The sequence below is a fragment of the Streptomyces sp. NPDC051662 genome, assembly GCF_040681655.1.
Lineage (GTDB): Bacteria > Actinomycetota > Actinomycetes > Streptomycetales > Streptomycetaceae > Streptomyces.
This window is the reverse complement of the sequence record NZ_JBFAZD010000021.1, coordinates 114,199-129,309: the sequence shown is the minus strand read 5'-3', so window position 1 is coordinate 129,309 and position 15,111 is coordinate 114,199. Positions and strand designations below refer to the sequence as shown.

Below are 15,111 nucleotides of genomic sequence, written 5' to 3'. Positions count from 1 at the left end.
CGAACACCCTTGCGCTCCGGAACACGCTCGCACGCCCCCGAGTTGGACACTCTCCGCAATCGAATACGGACCCAGCGTAACTCCGGGCGGGGTTGGGGAGTTGCCCCGGGTATGTCCTTCACCGTCCCGCTCCCCCGCGCCCCGCTCGAAGGGGAGCGCGCGCAGTGGCACGACCACACGCACGACCGCTGGTCGGTCGCGCGGTGGTACGAGAAAGGGCTGGGCTGGGCGACCGTCGCGGGGCCGCCGGTCCAGCTGCTCACCGGGCTCCGCTTCGACGTACTGGAACTGCCCGCGGACGCGGGGGACGCCGTGCTGCGGCGGACCGGTGCGACAGGGCCGGTGGCGCTGTACGGGGAACGGATGGCGTTCCTGGTGGCCGCCGGGAGCGCCGACGAGGTGCCGGGGCTGCTCGACTGGCTGGAGTGGGGCGGGATCGCCCTGGGCCTGACCGCGCTCGGCGCGGACGGACGGATGCCGGCCCCCGCACCGCCCCGGTGGCCGTGTGCCATCGATGCCGCCGCGCAGGGGACCGCTGTCTGGCTGCGGCCCCCCGAGCCCGGACGGAAGGTGGAGCCGGCACTGCCGGCGCTCGCACCGTTCGGGTACGGCGGCGGTGACGGGGGCAGCGGTGGGGGTGCCCCCGATCTCGTACGACTCGTGGACGCGGCGGCGACTGAGTGCCACCGGGCCCGTTTGCTGCGCGGAAATACTCTTCGTACGAGAACTCAGCCGTTGGCCTTCTCGTAGGCTTCACGGATCTCAGCGGGAACACGGCCGCGGTCGTTGACGCTGTAGCCGTTCTCCTTCGCCCACTTGCGGATTTCCGCGGTGTCCTTGTTACCACCCGCGGCGACACGGCCCTTACCACGGCTGCCCGCGGCGCGACCACCGGTACGCCGGCCACCCTTGGTGTACGGATCGAGGAGACCCCGCAGCTTGTCCGCATTGGCGGTCGTGAGGTCAATCTCGTAGGTCTTGCCGTCCAGAGCGAACGTCACCGTCTCGTCCGCCTCGCCGCCGTCGAGGTCATCGACAAGAAGGACCTGAACCTTCTGTGCCACCGGATTCCCTTTCATCGAAAATGCAGTACGCGGAAAGGAAACCGCTTTTCTCAGGAAAACACAAACCCCCGGCAGAGGTTCAGTCCAGCGAGAACACGGGAAACGTGCGCGATTCGGACATAGGGTCTGGTGTCTTCCCGGCGATCACAGGTGCAGAAGCATCCGGCTGTTGCCCAAGGTGTTCGGCTTCACCCGTTCGAGACCGAGGAACTCGGCAACACCCTCGTCATAGGAACGCAGCAGCTCTCTGTACACATCTCCGTCGACCGGCGTCTCACCGATCTCCACGAAGCCGCGCTTCGCGAAGAACTCGACTTCGAAGGTGAGACAGAATACGCGCCGCACTCCGAGCCAGCGGGCGGTCTCCAGCAGCTTGTCCAGCAGTTGATGCCCGGCGCCGGTGCCCCTGACCGAGGGATCCACCGCGAGTGTGCGCACTTCGGCGAGGTCTTCCCACATCACATGCAAGGCACCACAGCCGATGACAGTCGCGTCCTCGTCGCGTTCCGCGACCCAGAACTCCTGGATGTCCTCGTAAAGCGTCACCGGCGCTTTGTCGAGCAGGATGCCTTCGCTCACGTAAGGGTCCACGAGACGGCGGACCGCCGGTACATCCCTGGTCCTGGCCCGTCTGACGGTGAGGGCATTTGCTTCGGCATTGGGAAGCGGAACGGCTGACGGCATGACTGGACGCTATCGCCCCGACTCGCGCCCGGTGTCGGCGCCCTCGTCCGGCTCTTCGGACCCGTCGGGCTCTTCCGGTCCTTCGGCTTCTTCCCGGTCTTGTACACCGGCGCCTTCGTTACTGACCGCTTCCGTTTCCGTACTGATCGCTTCCGTACGGGCTTCTTCGGAAGTGTCCCGGCGTACCAGGGCGACCGCGTCCTCCAGCGACCGGCGCTGCTCGGGCGACATCATGCCGAAGAAGGCGACAAGGGCGGCGGCGGGGTTGTCACTCTTCGACCAGGCTTCGTTCATCAGGGCCGCCGCGTAGGCGGCGCGGGTGGAGACCGCCGTATATCGATAGGCGCGGCCGTCGACTTCCCTGCGCACCCAGCCCTTCTGATGGAGATTGTCCATTACGGTCATGACGGTGGTGTAGGCGATGGACCGCTCCTGCTGAAGGTCTTCGAGGACTTCCCGGACGGTGACCGGACGGTTCCATTGCCAGACGCGTGTCATGACGGCGTCTTCCAGGTCTCCCAATTGTCGGGGCACAGCGTCACCATAGTGCGAGATGTCCGAATGGCCGGTTATTGACGTAACAAAAAGGACGTACGACTGGAATCAGTCGTACGTCCTGGTCATATGTTGAGCGCGAGATTGAGCGCGGGTACCTCAGGCGCTGTGCGGATCCGGGGTACGGCCCTGCTCCTGGGCGGCCTCCGCGCGGGCCATCGCCGCGTCGACGGCGGCGTCCTCCTTGGACTTGTTGGGACCGCCCTGGCTCTTGACGATCGTCACGACCAGGCCGATGAAGAAGGCGGCCATCACCACGGGAGGCAGGAGCGCGGATACGTAGTCCATGCCGTCCAGAGTAGCTATCCGGCGGCGCGCTCCTCCGGCGGGGGCGCGGGTCGGCGGCGTGGCGGGAAGACCTCGGACGGCTTGGGCATCGGCCGGTCCTTCTCGGGGCGCTCGGGGTGCTCGGGCCGGCGAGGCTCGCGGGGTTTATGGGGCTTGTGGGGTTCGCGGGGCTCCTGGGCCGGTTCATCGGCGGCGCGTCCACCGGGCAGCGCGAGCAGGCGGGTGCGGGGAGCGGGGGCGGTGGCGGCGGGGACGCCGGTCAGATGGGCGCGCACCGAGCGGTCCGCGAGGCGTCGGCAGCGGTCGAGCAGGGCCGCCGCGACCGGGTTGCCGCGCAGGGCGCGCAGCGCCGCGAGGTCGTCGGGCCTGGGGTGGTAACCGGCCGCCAGTGCGTCCTGGAGCAGCTCCAGATAGCCCGTGAGGGACCCGGGAAGCGCTTGCCGGTACCTTGCGAGGTCGGCCTGGAGAAAGGCCCGCAGACGCCCGGCCTCGCGCACCGCCTCGTCCACGGACTCGGCGAGGGCCAGGCAGGCCCGGACGTCCTCGTTCGGGAGCGGGGCGGGGTGGAGGGCAACGGCGAGGGCACGTCGGAGCACACTCAGCTCGTCCGCACCGAAGGCCATGCCGCCGCGTGATCCGTATGGCGTGGGCATGCGGCGACACTACGCGCCAAAGGGACAAAATCCGCTTAACGCCCCTCTTCTGGCGCGGCCCGCCCGCCGAACGAGGGACGGACGAACGAGGGACCGTCGAACGAGGGAGGCGCGCCACCGCCCGCGTCACGAGGGAGGCGCCCGCACCAGGAGGGAGGCCCGCGCCACCGCCCGTCCCCCTCGCCGCTCCGCACGGTGGCCCCCCGCGCGCTCACATACGCGAGACGTTCCGCTCGTACACCAGGCGCAGGCCGATCAGGGTGAGCCAGGGCTCGTGCTCGTCGATCACGGACGCCTCGCCGAGCACCATGGGGGCCAGGCCGCCGGTCGCGATCACCGTGACCTCCTCGGGGTCCTCGGACAGCTCGCGCGCCATCCGCGCCACCACCCCGTCGACCTGGCCGGCGAAGCCGTACAGGATGCCCGCCTGCATCGCCTCGACGGTGTTCTTGCCGATCACGCTGCGCGGCCGGGCCAGCTCGATCTTGCGGAGCTGGGCGCCCTTGACGCCGAGCGCCTCGACCGAGATCTCGATGCCGGGGGCGATCACGCCGCCCGCGTACTCACCGCGCACGCTGACCGCGTCGAAGGTCGTCGCCGTACCGAAGTCGACGACGATCGCCGGGCCGCCGTACAGCTCGACCGCCGCGACCGCGTTGATGATGCGGTCCGCGCCGACCTCCTTGGGGTTGTCCATCAGGATCGGCACGCCCGTCTTGATGCCGGGCTCCACGAGGACGGCGGGGACGTCGCCGTAGTAGCGGCGGGTCACCTCGCGCAGTTCGTGCAGGACGGAGGGGACCGTCGAGCAGATCGCGATCCCCTCGATGCCGTCGCCCAGTTCGTCGCCGAGCAGCGGGTGCGTCCCCATCAGTCCCTGGAGGAGCACGGCGAGTTCGTCGGCGGTGCGGCGCGCGTCGGTGGAGATGCGCCAGTGCTCGACGATCTCGTCGCCGTCGAACAGACCGAGGACGGTATGGGTGTTGCCGACGTCGATGGTGAGCAGCATCAGGCGCCGGCCTCTCGCAGGTCGAGGCCGATGTCGAGGATCGGGGAGGAGTGGGTGAGCGCCCCGACCGCGAGGAAGTCGACGCCCGTCTCCGCGTAGGCGCGCGCGTTGCCGAGGACGAGCCGGCCCGAGGACTCCAGGACCGCGCGGCCCGCGACGATCCCCACGGCCTCCGCCGTCTCGGCCGGGGTGAAGTTGTCCAGCAGAATCAGATCGGCGCCCGCGTCCAGGACTTCGCGGACCTGGTGGAGGGTGTCGACCTCGACCTCGATCGGTACGTCGGGGAACCGGTCCCGTACGGCCTTGAACGCCTCCGCGACCCCGCCCGCCGCGACGACGTGGTTGTCCTTCACCAGGGCCGCGTCGGAGAGCGACATCCGGTGGTTGACCCCGCCGCCGCAGCGCACCGCGTACTTCTCCAGGGCGCGCAGCCCGGGAGTGGTCTTACGGGTGTCGCGGACCTTGGCGCCGGTGCCTTCGAGTACGTCGGCCCACGCGCGCGTGGCGGTCGCGATGCCGGAGAGTCGGCACAGCAGGTTGAGCGCGCTGCGCTCGGCGGTGAGCAGATCACGGGTGCGGGTGGTGACGCTCAGCAGCTTCTGGCCGGCCTCGACGCGGTCGCCGTCGGCGGCATGGCGCTCGACCGCGAACTCCTCCGTGCAGACCAGGGAGAGCACGGCCTCGGCGATGTGCAGGCCCGCGACCGTACCGCCCTCGCGCGCGGTGAAGTCGCCGGTGGCGACGGCGTCCTCGGGGACGGTGGCGACGGTCGTCACGTCCACGCCGTGGTCGAGGTCCTCCGCGACGGCGACATGCGCGATGTCCTCCACCTGGACGGGGTCCAGGCCCGCGTCGGCGAGCAGTTGGGCGAGGGCGGGGTCGAGGCCGCACTCCAGGTCGTCGGGTCCGTAGCCGTCCTCGCCCGCGGAGCAGCCGCAGCCGTCGCCGCAGCCGCCCGGCGGGGCCGGCGCCGCGGCCGGGGCGCCGATCTGGATGAGCGGTACGTCCACGGGCTCGGGGCGCGGACTGTCTTCGGGCGTGCTCACGGTTACGGCTCCCTGGGGGCGTCGGCGGGGGGTGGGGTTGCGGGGCCGGGTGCGGCGGTGGCCACGGGACCGGGGTTCACGGGCGGGAACGCGGCCGTCGCGGTACGGCGCAGTACCGGCCGGCGGTCGGGCGTCAGGCTGATGACGAGATGGCGGGCCCAGTCGGCGTCGTCGCGCTCCGGGCGGTCCTCGCGCCAGTGGCAGCCGCGGGTCTCCTCGCGCTCCAGGGCCGCGGCGACCAGGACCCGGGCCACACAGAGCAGATTCGACGTCTCCCAGGATTCGACGCCGGGGACGGCGGCCTTCCCGGGGCCTTCGTGGTTCTGAGCCTGCTCGTACACGGCCTCAAGGGCGGCGGCGGCGGCGCCCAGGCTGTCGGCGGATCTGAGTACGCCCGCGCCCTGGGACATGATCCGCTGGATCGCGGTGCGGGCCTCGGGGACGATCAGCGGCAGCGGGACGGTGGTGTCCGCCGGTTCGACGGGAGGGGCGGCGGGATCGGCGGGGAGGTCCCCCGTACCGGCCGTACTGGCGGTGCTGTCCGCCGCGATGTCCGCCGCTATCCGTTCCGCGAAGACCAGCCCCTCCAGGAGGGAGTTGGAGGCCAGCCGGTTCGCGCCGTGGACGCCCGTGCAGGCGACCTCGCCGCACGCGTACAGCCCCGGTACGGTCGTCCGCCCGCGCAGATCCGTACGGACTCCGCCCGACGCGTAGTGGGCGGCGGGCGCCACCGGGACGGGCTCCGTGACCGGGTCGATGCCGTGCGCCCGGCAGGCCGCCAGGATGGTGGGGAAGCGGGTCTCCCACATCGCGGCGCCGAAGTGCCTGGCGTCCAGATACATGTGCGCGGCGCCCTGCTCCCGCATCCTGCGCGTGATCGCCTTGGCGACGATGTCGCGCGGGGCCAGCTCAGCCAGTTCGTGCTGTCCGAGCATGAACCGGACACCGTCGGCGTCCACGAGATGGGCGCCCTCGCCCCGTACCGCCTCGGAGACCAGCGGCTGCTGGCCCTCCGCGCCGGTGCCGAGGAAGAGCACCGTCGGGTGGAACTGGACGAACTCCAGGTCGGAGACCTCCGCGCCCGCCCGCAGCGCCAGCGCCACGCCGTCGCCTGTGGACACCGCGGGGTTGGTCGTCGCCGAGAAGACCTGGCCCATGCCGCCGGTGGCCAGGATCACCGCGGGGGCGTTCACGGCGCCGACGCCGTCGTGCTGGCCCTCGCCCATCACATGGAGGGTGACGCCCGACGTACGGCCGTGCTCATCCGTCAGCAGGTCGAGGACCAGCGCGTTCTCGACCGTACGGAGCGCCGCGTCGCGTACCGCTTCCACCAGGGCGCGGGAGATCTCGGCGCCGGTCGCGTCGCCGCCCGCGTGGGCGATACGGCGGCGGTGGTGGCCGCCCTCGCGGGTGAGCTGGAGCTCGCCGGTGGCGGAGGTGTCGAAGTGCGCGCCGGTGCCGATCAGCCGCCGTACGGCCGCCGGGCCCTCGGTGACGAGGGCGCGGACCGCCTCTTCGTCGCACAGCCCCGCGCCCGCGACGAGGGTGTCCGCCAGATGCTGTTCTGGGGTGTCGCCCTCGCCGAGCGCCGCGGCGATACCGCCCTGCGCCCAGCGCGTGGAGCCGTCGTCGAGCCGGGCCTTGGTGACGACGACCGTACGGAGTCCGGCGGCGGTGCAGCGCAGGGCCGCGGTGAGACCGGCGACGCCGGAGCCGACCACGACGACATCGGCGTCGATGGCCCAGCCGGGCGCGGGGGCGGCAAGCCGTATACCGGTTCCGGTCACTGGGAGGCTCCGAAGGTCAGCGGGATGTTGTCGATCAGCCGCGTGGCACCGACGCGCGCGGCGACGGCGAGGACGGCCTCGCCGGTGTGGTCGTCGGGGACCTCGGTGAAGTCGGCGGGGTCGACGAGGGCGAGGTAGTCGAGGGTCAGCGGCGGTACGGTCCTGGCCGCCTGGTCGAGGACGGCGCGGGCCGCCGCCCGTACGCCGTCCGCCCCGTTCCAGTCCTCGCCGGCGCTGCCCGCGGCGGCCACCGCGTGGGCGTCGGCCGCGAGCCGGGCCTCGCCGAGGGCGGAGAGCGCGGCGGCCCGCGCGCCGGGCGTCGGCGCGTACTCGGCGCGGGCGCGCAGGGCCTGCTGGGCGCCGAGCCGGTCGCGGGCGGCGAACAGGGCCCCGGAGAGCGCGAGGGCGGTACGGCGCTCGGGGACGGACAGATAGCGGTTACGGCTGGAGAGCGCGAGACCGTCGTCGGCCCGGACCGTCGGTACACCGACGATCTCGGCCGGGAAGTTCAGGTCGCGGGCCATCCGGCGGACCAGGGCGAGCTGCTGGGCGTCCTTCTGGCCGAAGAAGGCGGTGTCGGCCCGGGTGAGATGGAGCAGTTTGGCGACGACGGTCAGCATGCCGTCGAAGTGCCCGGGGCGCGAGGCGCCTTCCAGGCGCGCGCCCATGGGGCCCGCGGTGATCGTGACCTGGGGGGCGCCGCCGGGGTAGACCTCTTCGGCGGACGGCGCGAAGACGGCGTCGGCGCCCGCCTCCGCCGCGGTCTTCAGATCGGCTTCGAGCGTACGGGGATAGCGCTCCAGGTCCTCGCCGGCGCCGAACTGGAGCGGGTTGACGAAGACGGTGACCACGACGAACCCGTCGGGTCCGGCATGGGCGCGGGCGGCCCGTACGAGGCTCGCGTGCCCGTCGTGGAGCGCGCCCATGGTCATCACCACCGCGATACGGCCGGGGGCCGCGCGCCTCTCCAGGAGGCGGTCGAGGTCCGCGCGCGTGAGGGCGAGTTCGAGGCTCATCGGATGGTCTCCACGTCTCCAGGATGCGCGTGCGCGGTGGTCTTCGCGGTCCGCGTCACGGCGCTCTTCGCGGTCCGCGTCACGGCGCTCTTCGCGGTCCTCTTGGCGGTCCTCTTCAGGATGCGCGTCGAGATGCGTGCGCGTGGTCATCGGGTGCCCCCGGCGCCGTCCCCGCGGCCGTCCCCGAGGGCGTCGCCGCCGGCGAGGACATCGAGAAGATCCTCCGCCAGCTCGGGCTTGAGCAGGCCATGTGCCAGCGCCCGGTCCGCGGTCGTACGGGCCATCGCGAGATACCCCGCCACGGCGCCCGGCGCGTGCGCGCGCAACTCCGCGACATGCGCGGCGACCGTACCCGCGTCCCCGCGCGCGACGGGCCCGGTGAGCGCGGCGTCCCCGGAGCGCAGCGCGTTGTCCAGCGCGGCGCCAAGCAGCGGGCCGAGCATCCGGTCGGGCGCCTCGACCCCGGCGGTGCGCAGCAGCTCCATCGACTGGGCGACCAGCGTGACCAGGTGGTTCGCGCCCAGCGCGAGAGCCGCGTGGTAGAGCGGACGCGACTCCTCCGCGATCCACTCGGGCTCGCCGCCCATCTCGATGACCAGCGCCTCGGCCGCCAGTCGCAGCTCCTCGGGAGCGGTGACGCCGAAGGAGCAGCCGGCCAGCCGCTGGACATCCACGGAGCTGCCGGTGAAGGTCATCGCGGGGTGGAGCGCCAGCGGCAGGGCGCCGGCGCGCAGGGCCGGGTCGAGCACCTTGGCGCCGTACCGCCCCGAGGTGTGCACGAGGAGCTGTCCCGGCCGTACGGCACCGGTCTCCGCGAGCCCGTCGACCAGTCCGGGCAGAGCGTCGTCGGGAACGGTCAGCAGCACCAGATCGGCGCGGGCGAGGACTTCGGCGGGGGTGACGATCGGGATGTCGGGCAGCAGCGCGGCGGCCCTCCGCACGGAGGCGTCCGATACGCCCGAGACGGCGACCGGACGGTGGCCGGCGAGCTGGAGGGACGCGGCCAGGGCCGGGCCGACCCGGCCCGCTCCGACGACACCGACCGTGAGCCGCGCGGGGCGGTCCCGGGGATCGAAGGGTTCCTGTGCTGTTGGGTTCACGCGGTGGGGCCTTCCGTTCCAGTCCGCGGTGGGTACCGGACGATTTCTCGCCATGCTACGCCAGCCTCGCGCCCCGTCACTTGACTGTCCACAGGCTGTGGGCAGGGCGCCGCGCGTGGGCGATGATCGGTTCATGGGAGAGACAACTGAGCAGGCCGGTGGAGGCGATCGGGCCGACCGGGCGGATCGGGCCGACCGGGTCCAGGAGGCCGGGCCGCCGGACAGCGAGCAGACCGCACAGACCGCGCGTCGGCGCCGGCTGGCCGCGTGGCGGGCGTCGGAGCGGGTGATGCTCCGGGCGCCGATGGACCGGCCGATGGGCGAACGGCTGACCGCCCTGGCCGCGGACGCGGGGTCCGTGTACGACATGGACGAGCATCCGGACCTGTACGGCGACGGGATCGTCGCGGAGCTGGAGCGGCGGGTGGCCGCGCTGCTCGGACACCCGGCCGCGGCCTTCTTCCCGACGGGCACGATGGCGCAGCAGGTGGCGCTGCGCTGCTGGGCGGGGCGTACGGGCAACAGCACGGTGGCGCTGCATCCGCTCGCCCACCCCGAGGTCCACGAGGCCGGTGCGCTGTCAGTGGTCAGCGGGGTGCGTACGGTCCATCCGACCAAGGAGCCGCGGCTGCCGACCGCCGAGGAGATCCATGACCTGGCCGAGCCCTTCGGCACGCTGATGCTGGAACTGCCGCTGCGTGACGCCGGGTTCGTCCTGCCGTCCTGGGACGAGCTGGTGGCGACCGTGGCCGCGGCGCGGGAGCGGGACGCGGTGGTGCACGTCGACGGCGCGCGGCTGTGGGAGTGCGCCTCGCACTTCGGGCGTCCGCTCGCCGAGATCGCGGGGCTCGCGGACAGCGTGTACGTGTCCTTCTACAAGTCGCTCGGCGGGCTGTCAGGTGCGGTGCTCGCCGGTCCCCCGGAGCTGGTGGAGGAGGCGCGGGTCTGGCGGCACCGCTATGGGGGCCAGGTCTTCGAGCAGTACCCGGCGGCGCTGACGGCCCTCCTGGGCCTGGAGCGCGAACTGCCCAAGCTGCCCTCGTACGTGGCGCACGCGCGCGTGGTGGCCGCGGCGCTGGCGGAGGGCCTGGCGGCGTCCGCCGTCCCGTGGTTCCGCGTACACCCGGAGCCGCCGCACACCCATCAGTTCCAGGTGTGGCTGCCGTACACACCGGATGTGCTGAACGAGGCGGCGGTACGGCAGGCGGAGGAGACGAAGACGGCGCTGTTCCGGGTCTGGTCGCCGCCGCCCGCCGCCCTCCGCGGTCTCTCCTACACGGAGGTCACGGTGGGGGAGCCGGGGCTGGAGTGGACGGCGGAGGAGGTACGGGCGGCGGTCGAGGAGTTCGTGACCCGGGTGCTGGAGGCACGGCCCTGAGGGGCTGACTGGTCCGGAGGGCGGGTCCGGAGGGCAGGTCTGAGGGCAGATCTGAGGGCAGGTCCGGAGGGGTGCCCCTCCGGACCTGCCGCCCCCGCGGTCGCCCCACCCGCGATCGCCCCATTTGACGCGGGCAGTCAATCGACGGACCCGTTGTCAGTGGCGGCGTGCACCATGGCTTCATGAGCGTGTTCATCGACATCACCGGACTGCCCCGGGAGCGGATCGTCTTCGGCCCGTCCCCGCTGGCGGAGCTGGGTGCCGCCCTGCACGCGCTCGCCGAGCCCGCCCACCACGCCGGGCTGCACGGCTGGCTCACCACCACCAGCGCCGCGCTCAAGCCCGAGCTGGCCGACCGGCTGCACGAAGCGGACTTCCTGTGGCGGTCGGCCCGCGCCGACATCCTGCTGCCCGCCGTACCCCGGGAGACGCTCGCGGAGGAGCTGGACGACCTCGATCTCGTGGACGACGAGACGTATGTGGCGGCGGCGCTGGAGATCTCCTGCGCCAGCCAGTACGGCGAGGGTCTGCCCTCGCCGCTCGTCGACGCGGACGTACGGCGGCGCGTGCTGGAGCTGACGGCGGCCCGCGGTCCACACCAGGCCGCGTTCGTACGGCAGATGCTGGCCGATCCACCCGGGGTCAGGGCCTGGATACGGCGGCTGCTCGAAGACTGCGAGGAGGCGTTCTTCGCGGACACCTGGCGGCGCGTCCGGGTCCAGCTCGCCGCCGACGCCCGGCACAAGACCGAGGTGCTGCGCCGCAAGGGCCTCGCGGAGGCCGTCGCCGCGGTCTCCCCCGCCATCACGCTGGAGGAGGACGGGCCTCGTACCAGGATCGTGATGGACAAGCTGGCCCATGGCCGTACGGCCGCGACGGGCCGGGGGCTGACGTTCCTGCCCACCGCCTTCGGCTGGCCCCATCTGGTGGCGCTGCACACGCCCGGCTGGCGGCCGGTCGTGCAGTACCCGGTCTCCACGCGGGAGCTGACGGACGCCACCTCCGTCGACACGGTCAAGCTGCGCCTGGAAGCGGTCGCCCACCCCATGCGGATGCGGCTGTGCCGGAGCCTGGCCCGCGGCTCGTACTCGACGAGCGAGCTGGCCGATACGTACGGGATCACCGCGCCCGAGGTCTCCCGGCATCTGGCGGTGCTGCGGAAGGCGGGGCTGCTGACGACCCAGCGGCGCGGGCGCTATGTGCTGCATCAGCTGGATGTCGCCGTGGTGGCCCGGCTCGGGAGCGACTTCCTGGAGGGGGTGCTGCGCTGACGGCACGCCCTTCTCGGCGACCTGAGGGACGGTCAGCCGGTCGCGGTCCGGGTCTTGCCGCCCCCGAAGGGGCCGTTGATCCACAGAAGCACCGGCTCAGCCTCCCCCGCCGCCGGCCCGCACCAGTCCCGTCTCATAGGCGAGGACGACCACCTGCACGCGGTCGCGCAGTCCGAGCTTGGTGAGGATCCGGCCGACATGCGTCTTCACGGTCGCGTCGGAGAGCACCAGCCGGCCGGCGATCTCCCCGTTCGACAGCCCCTGCGCGACCAGCAGCATGACCTCGCGCTCGCGGTCGGTCAGCCGGTCCAGCTCCTTGTGCCGCGGCTTGCCCGGACTGGGCAGCATCGGGGCGAAGCGGTCCAGCAGCCGCCGGGTGGTGGACGGGGCGACGACCGCGTCACCGCTGTGCACCGAGCGGATCGCGTTGAGCAGCTCGCCGGGCGGCACATCCTTCAGCATGAAGCCGCTCGCCCCGGCCTTGAGCCCGGAGAACGCGTACTCGTCCAGGTCGAAGGTGGTCAGGATGAGCACTTTCGGAGCGTTGGGCTCCGCACAGATCCGGCGGGTGGCCTCGACACCGTCCAGCCGGGGCATACGGACGTCCATCAGGACGACGTCCACGGCGGTGGCGCGGAGATTCTCGATCGCCTCCGCGCCGTCCCCGGCCTCCGCGACGACCTCCATGTCGGGCTGCGCGGCCAGCACCATACGGAATCCGGTGCGCAGCAGCACCTGGTCGTCGACGAGCATGACGCGGATCGACATCTGCGGGGTCCTTGTCCGGTAGGAGGAAGTCGGCCAGGAGGAAGTCGGCGCTGTCTCAGTGCGCGGGTTTCAACGGCAGCAGCGCGCTGATCCGGAAGCCGCCGCCGGGGCGCGGCCCGGCGTCCAGTGTGCCGCCGACCATGCCGACCCGCTCCCGCATGCCGATGAGCCCATGACCGCGCCCGTCGGCCCCGCCGTCCTCGTACAGCTCGTGGGCCGCGCCCCGCCCGTCGTCCTCGACGAGCAGCCCGAGCCCGTCGTCGAAGTAGACCAGACGCACGCTGGCGCCCACATCGGGTCCGCCGTGCTTGCGGCTGTTGGTGAGGGCTTCCTGCACGATGCGGTACGCGGTCAGCTCCACGCCGCTGGGCAGCGGTCGCGGGGTGCCCTCGATCCGGAAGTCCACGGTCAGCCCGGCGCCCCGGACGTTCTCGATCAGTTCCTCGATCTGTCCGACATCGGGCTGCGGCACATACTCGCCGCTCTCCTTGGCGTCACCAGTACGCAGCACGCCCAGCAGTCTGCGCATCTCGGCGAGCGCCTGTCTGCCGGTGCTCGAAATGGTCTCCAGGGCCTGTTTGGCCTGGTCGGGTGCGGCGTCCAGCACATAGGCGGCGCCGTCGGCCTGGACCACCATCACCGAGACGTTGTGCGCGACGACATCGTGCAGCTCACGGGCGATCCTGGCCCGCTCCGCGGCGACCGCCACCTTGGCCTGCGCCTCGCGCTCCTTCTCCAGCCGGGTGGCGCGCTCCTCCAGCTGGTCGAGATAGGCCCGGCGGGTACGGACGGAGTCGCCGAGCACCCAGGCGAGGACGAACGGCACGCTGATGACGATGGTGGCGACGACCAGGCCCAGGACACCGTCGGCGGTCGCGTCGGGCCAGCGCACCTGCGCCACGGGGGTGGCGAGCAGTCCACCGATCAGCGCGAGCAGCGAGGCCCAGCGCGGCCCGCCCTGCGCGACGACGGTGTAGATGATCACCAGCATCGCGAAGTCGGCCGGGTTGGGCCGCACGCCCAGCGCGAGCTGGAAGAGGCCAAGGCCCAACACGAGCAGCAGCACCTTCTCCGGCGCGCGGCGGCGCACCGCGACGGACAGGCTCAGCAGCAGGACCAGCAGGATGGCCGCCAGCCTCGTGGCGACGCCCTGGTTCTCCTGGACCACCCACAACAGGGACAGCCCGAAGAGCAGGACAGCCCAGAAGCTGTCGACGCCCGTCGGGTGTCCGCGGAGAAAGTCGTAGAAGCGCTGCACGTAACCCAGCGTAGTGAGGCGGACAAGGGGAGGGGTCAGCCGGAGGGCCGATCCAATCGGCGGAATCGTACTCCCCAAGGTGGAGACTTGACGCCGTGACGGATGAGACGTGTAAGTCGCCCGGGGCTCCGGGTACGGCGCGAGGCGCGACGGACGGCGGGCGCGGCACCGGACCGCTCCGGTGGCGTACGGCCGCCGAACGCGCGCTGTACGGCCCGGACGGCTTCTATCTGCGCCCCGAGGGACCGGCCGGGCACTTCCGTACGTCGGTCCACGCCTCGCCGCTCTTCGCCGCCGCGGTCGCGCGGCTGCTGGCCAGGACCGCCGAGCGGCTGGACAGGGACGAGGTGGCGCTCGTCGACGTCGGCGCGGGCCGCGGCGAGTTGCTTTCCGGAGTCCTGGCCGCGGTCCCGGACGGGCTCGCGGTCCGGCCGTACGCCGTCGAGCGCGCCCCGCGCCCCGCGGGCCTGGATCCCCGTATCGAGTGGTGCACGGAGCCCCCGCCCGGGGTCAGCGGGCTGCTCTTCGCGAACGAGTGGCTCGACAACGTCCCCGTCGACATCGCCGAGACCGGCCCCGACGGGGTCGCACGGTACGTCCTCGTCCGGCCCGACGGCTCCGAGGAACCGGGCGCCCCGGTCGAGGGGCCCGACGCCGAATGGCTCGCCCGCTGGTGGCCGCCGGCCGGTCCCGGCACCCGCGCGGAGATCGGCCGGCCGCGCGACGAGGCGTGGGCGGCGGCCGTCGCCACCCTGGAGCGGGGGCTCGCGGTCGCGGTCGACTACGCGCATGTACGGGACGCCCGGCCGCCCTTCGGCACGCTGACGGGCTTCCGGGCGGGCCGGGAGGTGCCCCCCGTACCGGACGGCGCCCGCGATCTCACGGCCCATGTGGCGCTGGACGCCTGCGCCCTGCCCGGCGCGGAACTGCTTGACCAGCGCGAGGCCCTGCACCGGCTGGGGGTGAGCGGCCGACGGCCGCCGCTGTCCCTCGCCACCACGGATCCGGCGGCCTACGTGCGGGCGCTCGCGGCGGCCGGGGAGGCGGCGGAGCTGACGGCCAGGGGCGGCCTCGGGGACTTCGGCTGGCTCATCCAGCCCGTCGGCCTCGGAAGCACGAGCAGAGGCACGAGCAGAGGCACGAGCAGAGGCACAGGCGGAGGCACGGGCGGAGAGGCGATCGGCGAGACGATCGGAGGCATCATCTGAGGCACCACCGGCGCTCTGAGAGACTG

General features: G+C 72.5%; 16 protein-coding genes. 4 read left to right on the top strand and 12 right to left on the bottom strand.

The annotated features are described in order from the left end of the window. The first annotated feature begins 111 nt into the window (after nt 1–111). Nucleotides 112–750: an SCO3374 family protein gene (locus tag AB0M67_RS29845; RefSeq protein ID WP_365750465.1), complete on the top strand. Its 639-nt coding sequence runs from the start codon at nt 112–114 to the stop codon at nt 748–750. Here AB0M67_RS29845 and AB0M67_RS29840 read toward each other — a convergent pair. The 10 genes from AB0M67_RS29840 to AB0M67_RS29795 form a co-directional block, all read right to left on the bottom strand. Then, nucleotides 729–1,064 carry an Lsr2 family protein gene (locus AB0M67_RS29840; protein WP_030354444.1) on the bottom strand — a complete coding sequence of 112 codons (336 nt, stop codon included), beginning with the start codon at nt 1,062–1,064 and terminating at the stop codon, nt 729–731. The two genes, AB0M67_RS29845 and AB0M67_RS29840, sit on opposite strands and share 22 nt — an antisense overlap. A gap of 144 nt (nt 1,065–1,208) precedes the next feature. Continuing rightward, nucleotides 1,209–1,748 carry an amino-acid N-acetyltransferase gene (locus AB0M67_RS29835; protein ID WP_365750463.1) on the bottom strand — a complete coding sequence of 180 codons (540 nt, stop codon included), beginning with the start codon at nt 1,746–1,748 and terminating at the stop codon, nt 1,209–1,211. A gap of 9 nt (nt 1,749–1,757) precedes the next feature. Then, on the bottom strand, nt 1,758–2,282 hold the full coding sequence (locus tag AB0M67_RS29830; protein ID WP_365750461.1) for a BlaI/MecI/CopY family transcriptional regulator: 525 nt from the start codon (nt 2,280–2,282) through the stop codon (nt 1,758–1,760). Between the two features lie 120 nt (nt 2,283–2,402). After that, nucleotides 2,403–2,591, bottom strand: a complete 189-nt coding sequence (locus AB0M67_RS29825) for a hypothetical protein (protein ID WP_351393071.1) — start codon at nt 2,589–2,591, stop codon at nt 2,403–2,405. A gap of 14 nt (nt 2,592–2,605) precedes the next feature. Further along, nucleotides 2,606–3,214 (bottom strand): hypothetical protein, encoded by a 609-nt coding sequence (locus AB0M67_RS29820; protein WP_365750528.1) that lies wholly within the window; start codon nt 3,212–3,214, stop codon nt 2,606–2,608. 241 nt (nt 3,215–3,455) lie between these two features. Further along, on the bottom strand, nt 3,456–4,253 hold the full coding sequence (locus tag AB0M67_RS29815) for a type III pantothenate kinase (RefSeq protein WP_365750458.1): 798 nt from the start codon (nt 4,251–4,253) through the stop codon (nt 3,456–3,458). Next, nucleotides 4,253–5,299, bottom strand: coding sequence for a carboxylating nicotinate-nucleotide diphosphorylase (nadC, locus tag AB0M67_RS29810; RefSeq protein ID WP_365750456.1), 1,047 nt, complete (start codon nt 5,297–5,299; stop codon nt 4,253–4,255). The genes AB0M67_RS29815 and nadC overlap by 1 nt, the downstream gene beginning before the upstream one ends. A 2-nt stretch (nt 5,300–5,301) precedes the next feature. Continuing rightward, the gene (locus AB0M67_RS29805; RefSeq protein WP_365750454.1) at nt 5,302–7,086 is read right to left on the bottom strand and encodes an L-aspartate oxidase; all 1,785 of its coding nucleotides are present in this window, start codon (nt 7,084–7,086) and stop codon (nt 5,302–5,304) included. Continuing rightward, nucleotides 7,083–8,102, bottom strand: coding sequence for a pantoate--beta-alanine ligase (gene panC / locus AB0M67_RS29800; protein WP_365750452.1), 1,020 nt, complete (start codon nt 8,100–8,102; stop codon nt 7,083–7,085). The genes AB0M67_RS29805 and panC overlap by 4 nt, the downstream gene beginning before the upstream one ends. 146 nt (nt 8,103–8,248) lie before the next feature. Beyond that, nucleotides 8,249–9,202, bottom strand: coding sequence for a DUF2520 domain-containing protein (locus tag AB0M67_RS29795; protein ID WP_365750450.1), 954 nt, complete (start codon nt 9,200–9,202; stop codon nt 8,249–8,251). 133 nt (nt 9,203–9,335) lie between these two features. On the opposite strand from AB0M67_RS29795, the gene AB0M67_RS29790 reads away from it, so the two are divergent. Together AB0M67_RS29790 and AB0M67_RS29785 are read left to right on the top strand one after the other, a co-directional pair. Further along, complete coding sequence (locus AB0M67_RS29790) at nt 9,336–10,580, top strand: beta-eliminating lyase-related protein (protein WP_365750448.1); 1,245 nt, start codon at nt 9,336–9,338, stop codon at nt 10,578–10,580. A 182-nt stretch (nt 10,581–10,762) separates the two neighbouring features. Further along, entirely contained in the window at nt 10,763–11,851 is a 1,089-nt protein-coding gene (locus AB0M67_RS29785) for a DUF5937 family protein (RefSeq protein WP_365750446.1), read from the top strand. 96 nt (nt 11,852–11,947) lie between these two features. On the opposite strand, the gene AB0M67_RS29780 is transcribed toward AB0M67_RS29785, so the two are convergent. Both AB0M67_RS29780 and AB0M67_RS29775 read right to left on the bottom strand, forming a co-directional pair. Continuing rightward, entirely contained in the window at nt 11,948–12,619 is a 672-nt protein-coding gene (locus tag AB0M67_RS29780) for a response regulator transcription factor (protein WP_365750444.1), read from the bottom strand. Nucleotides 12,620–12,674: 55 nt separating this feature from the next. Beyond that, entirely contained in the window at nt 12,675–13,877 is a 1,203-nt protein-coding gene (locus tag AB0M67_RS29775) for a sensor histidine kinase (RefSeq protein ID WP_365750442.1), read from the bottom strand. Between the two features lie 206 nt (nt 13,878–14,083). Between AB0M67_RS29775 and AB0M67_RS29770 the strand changes: the two genes are divergently transcribed. After that, nucleotides 14,084–15,085, top strand: coding sequence for an SAM-dependent methyltransferase (locus AB0M67_RS29770; RefSeq protein WP_365750526.1), 1,002 nt, complete (start codon nt 14,084–14,086; stop codon nt 15,083–15,085). The last annotated feature ends 26 nt before the right edge of the window (nt 15,086–15,111 follow it).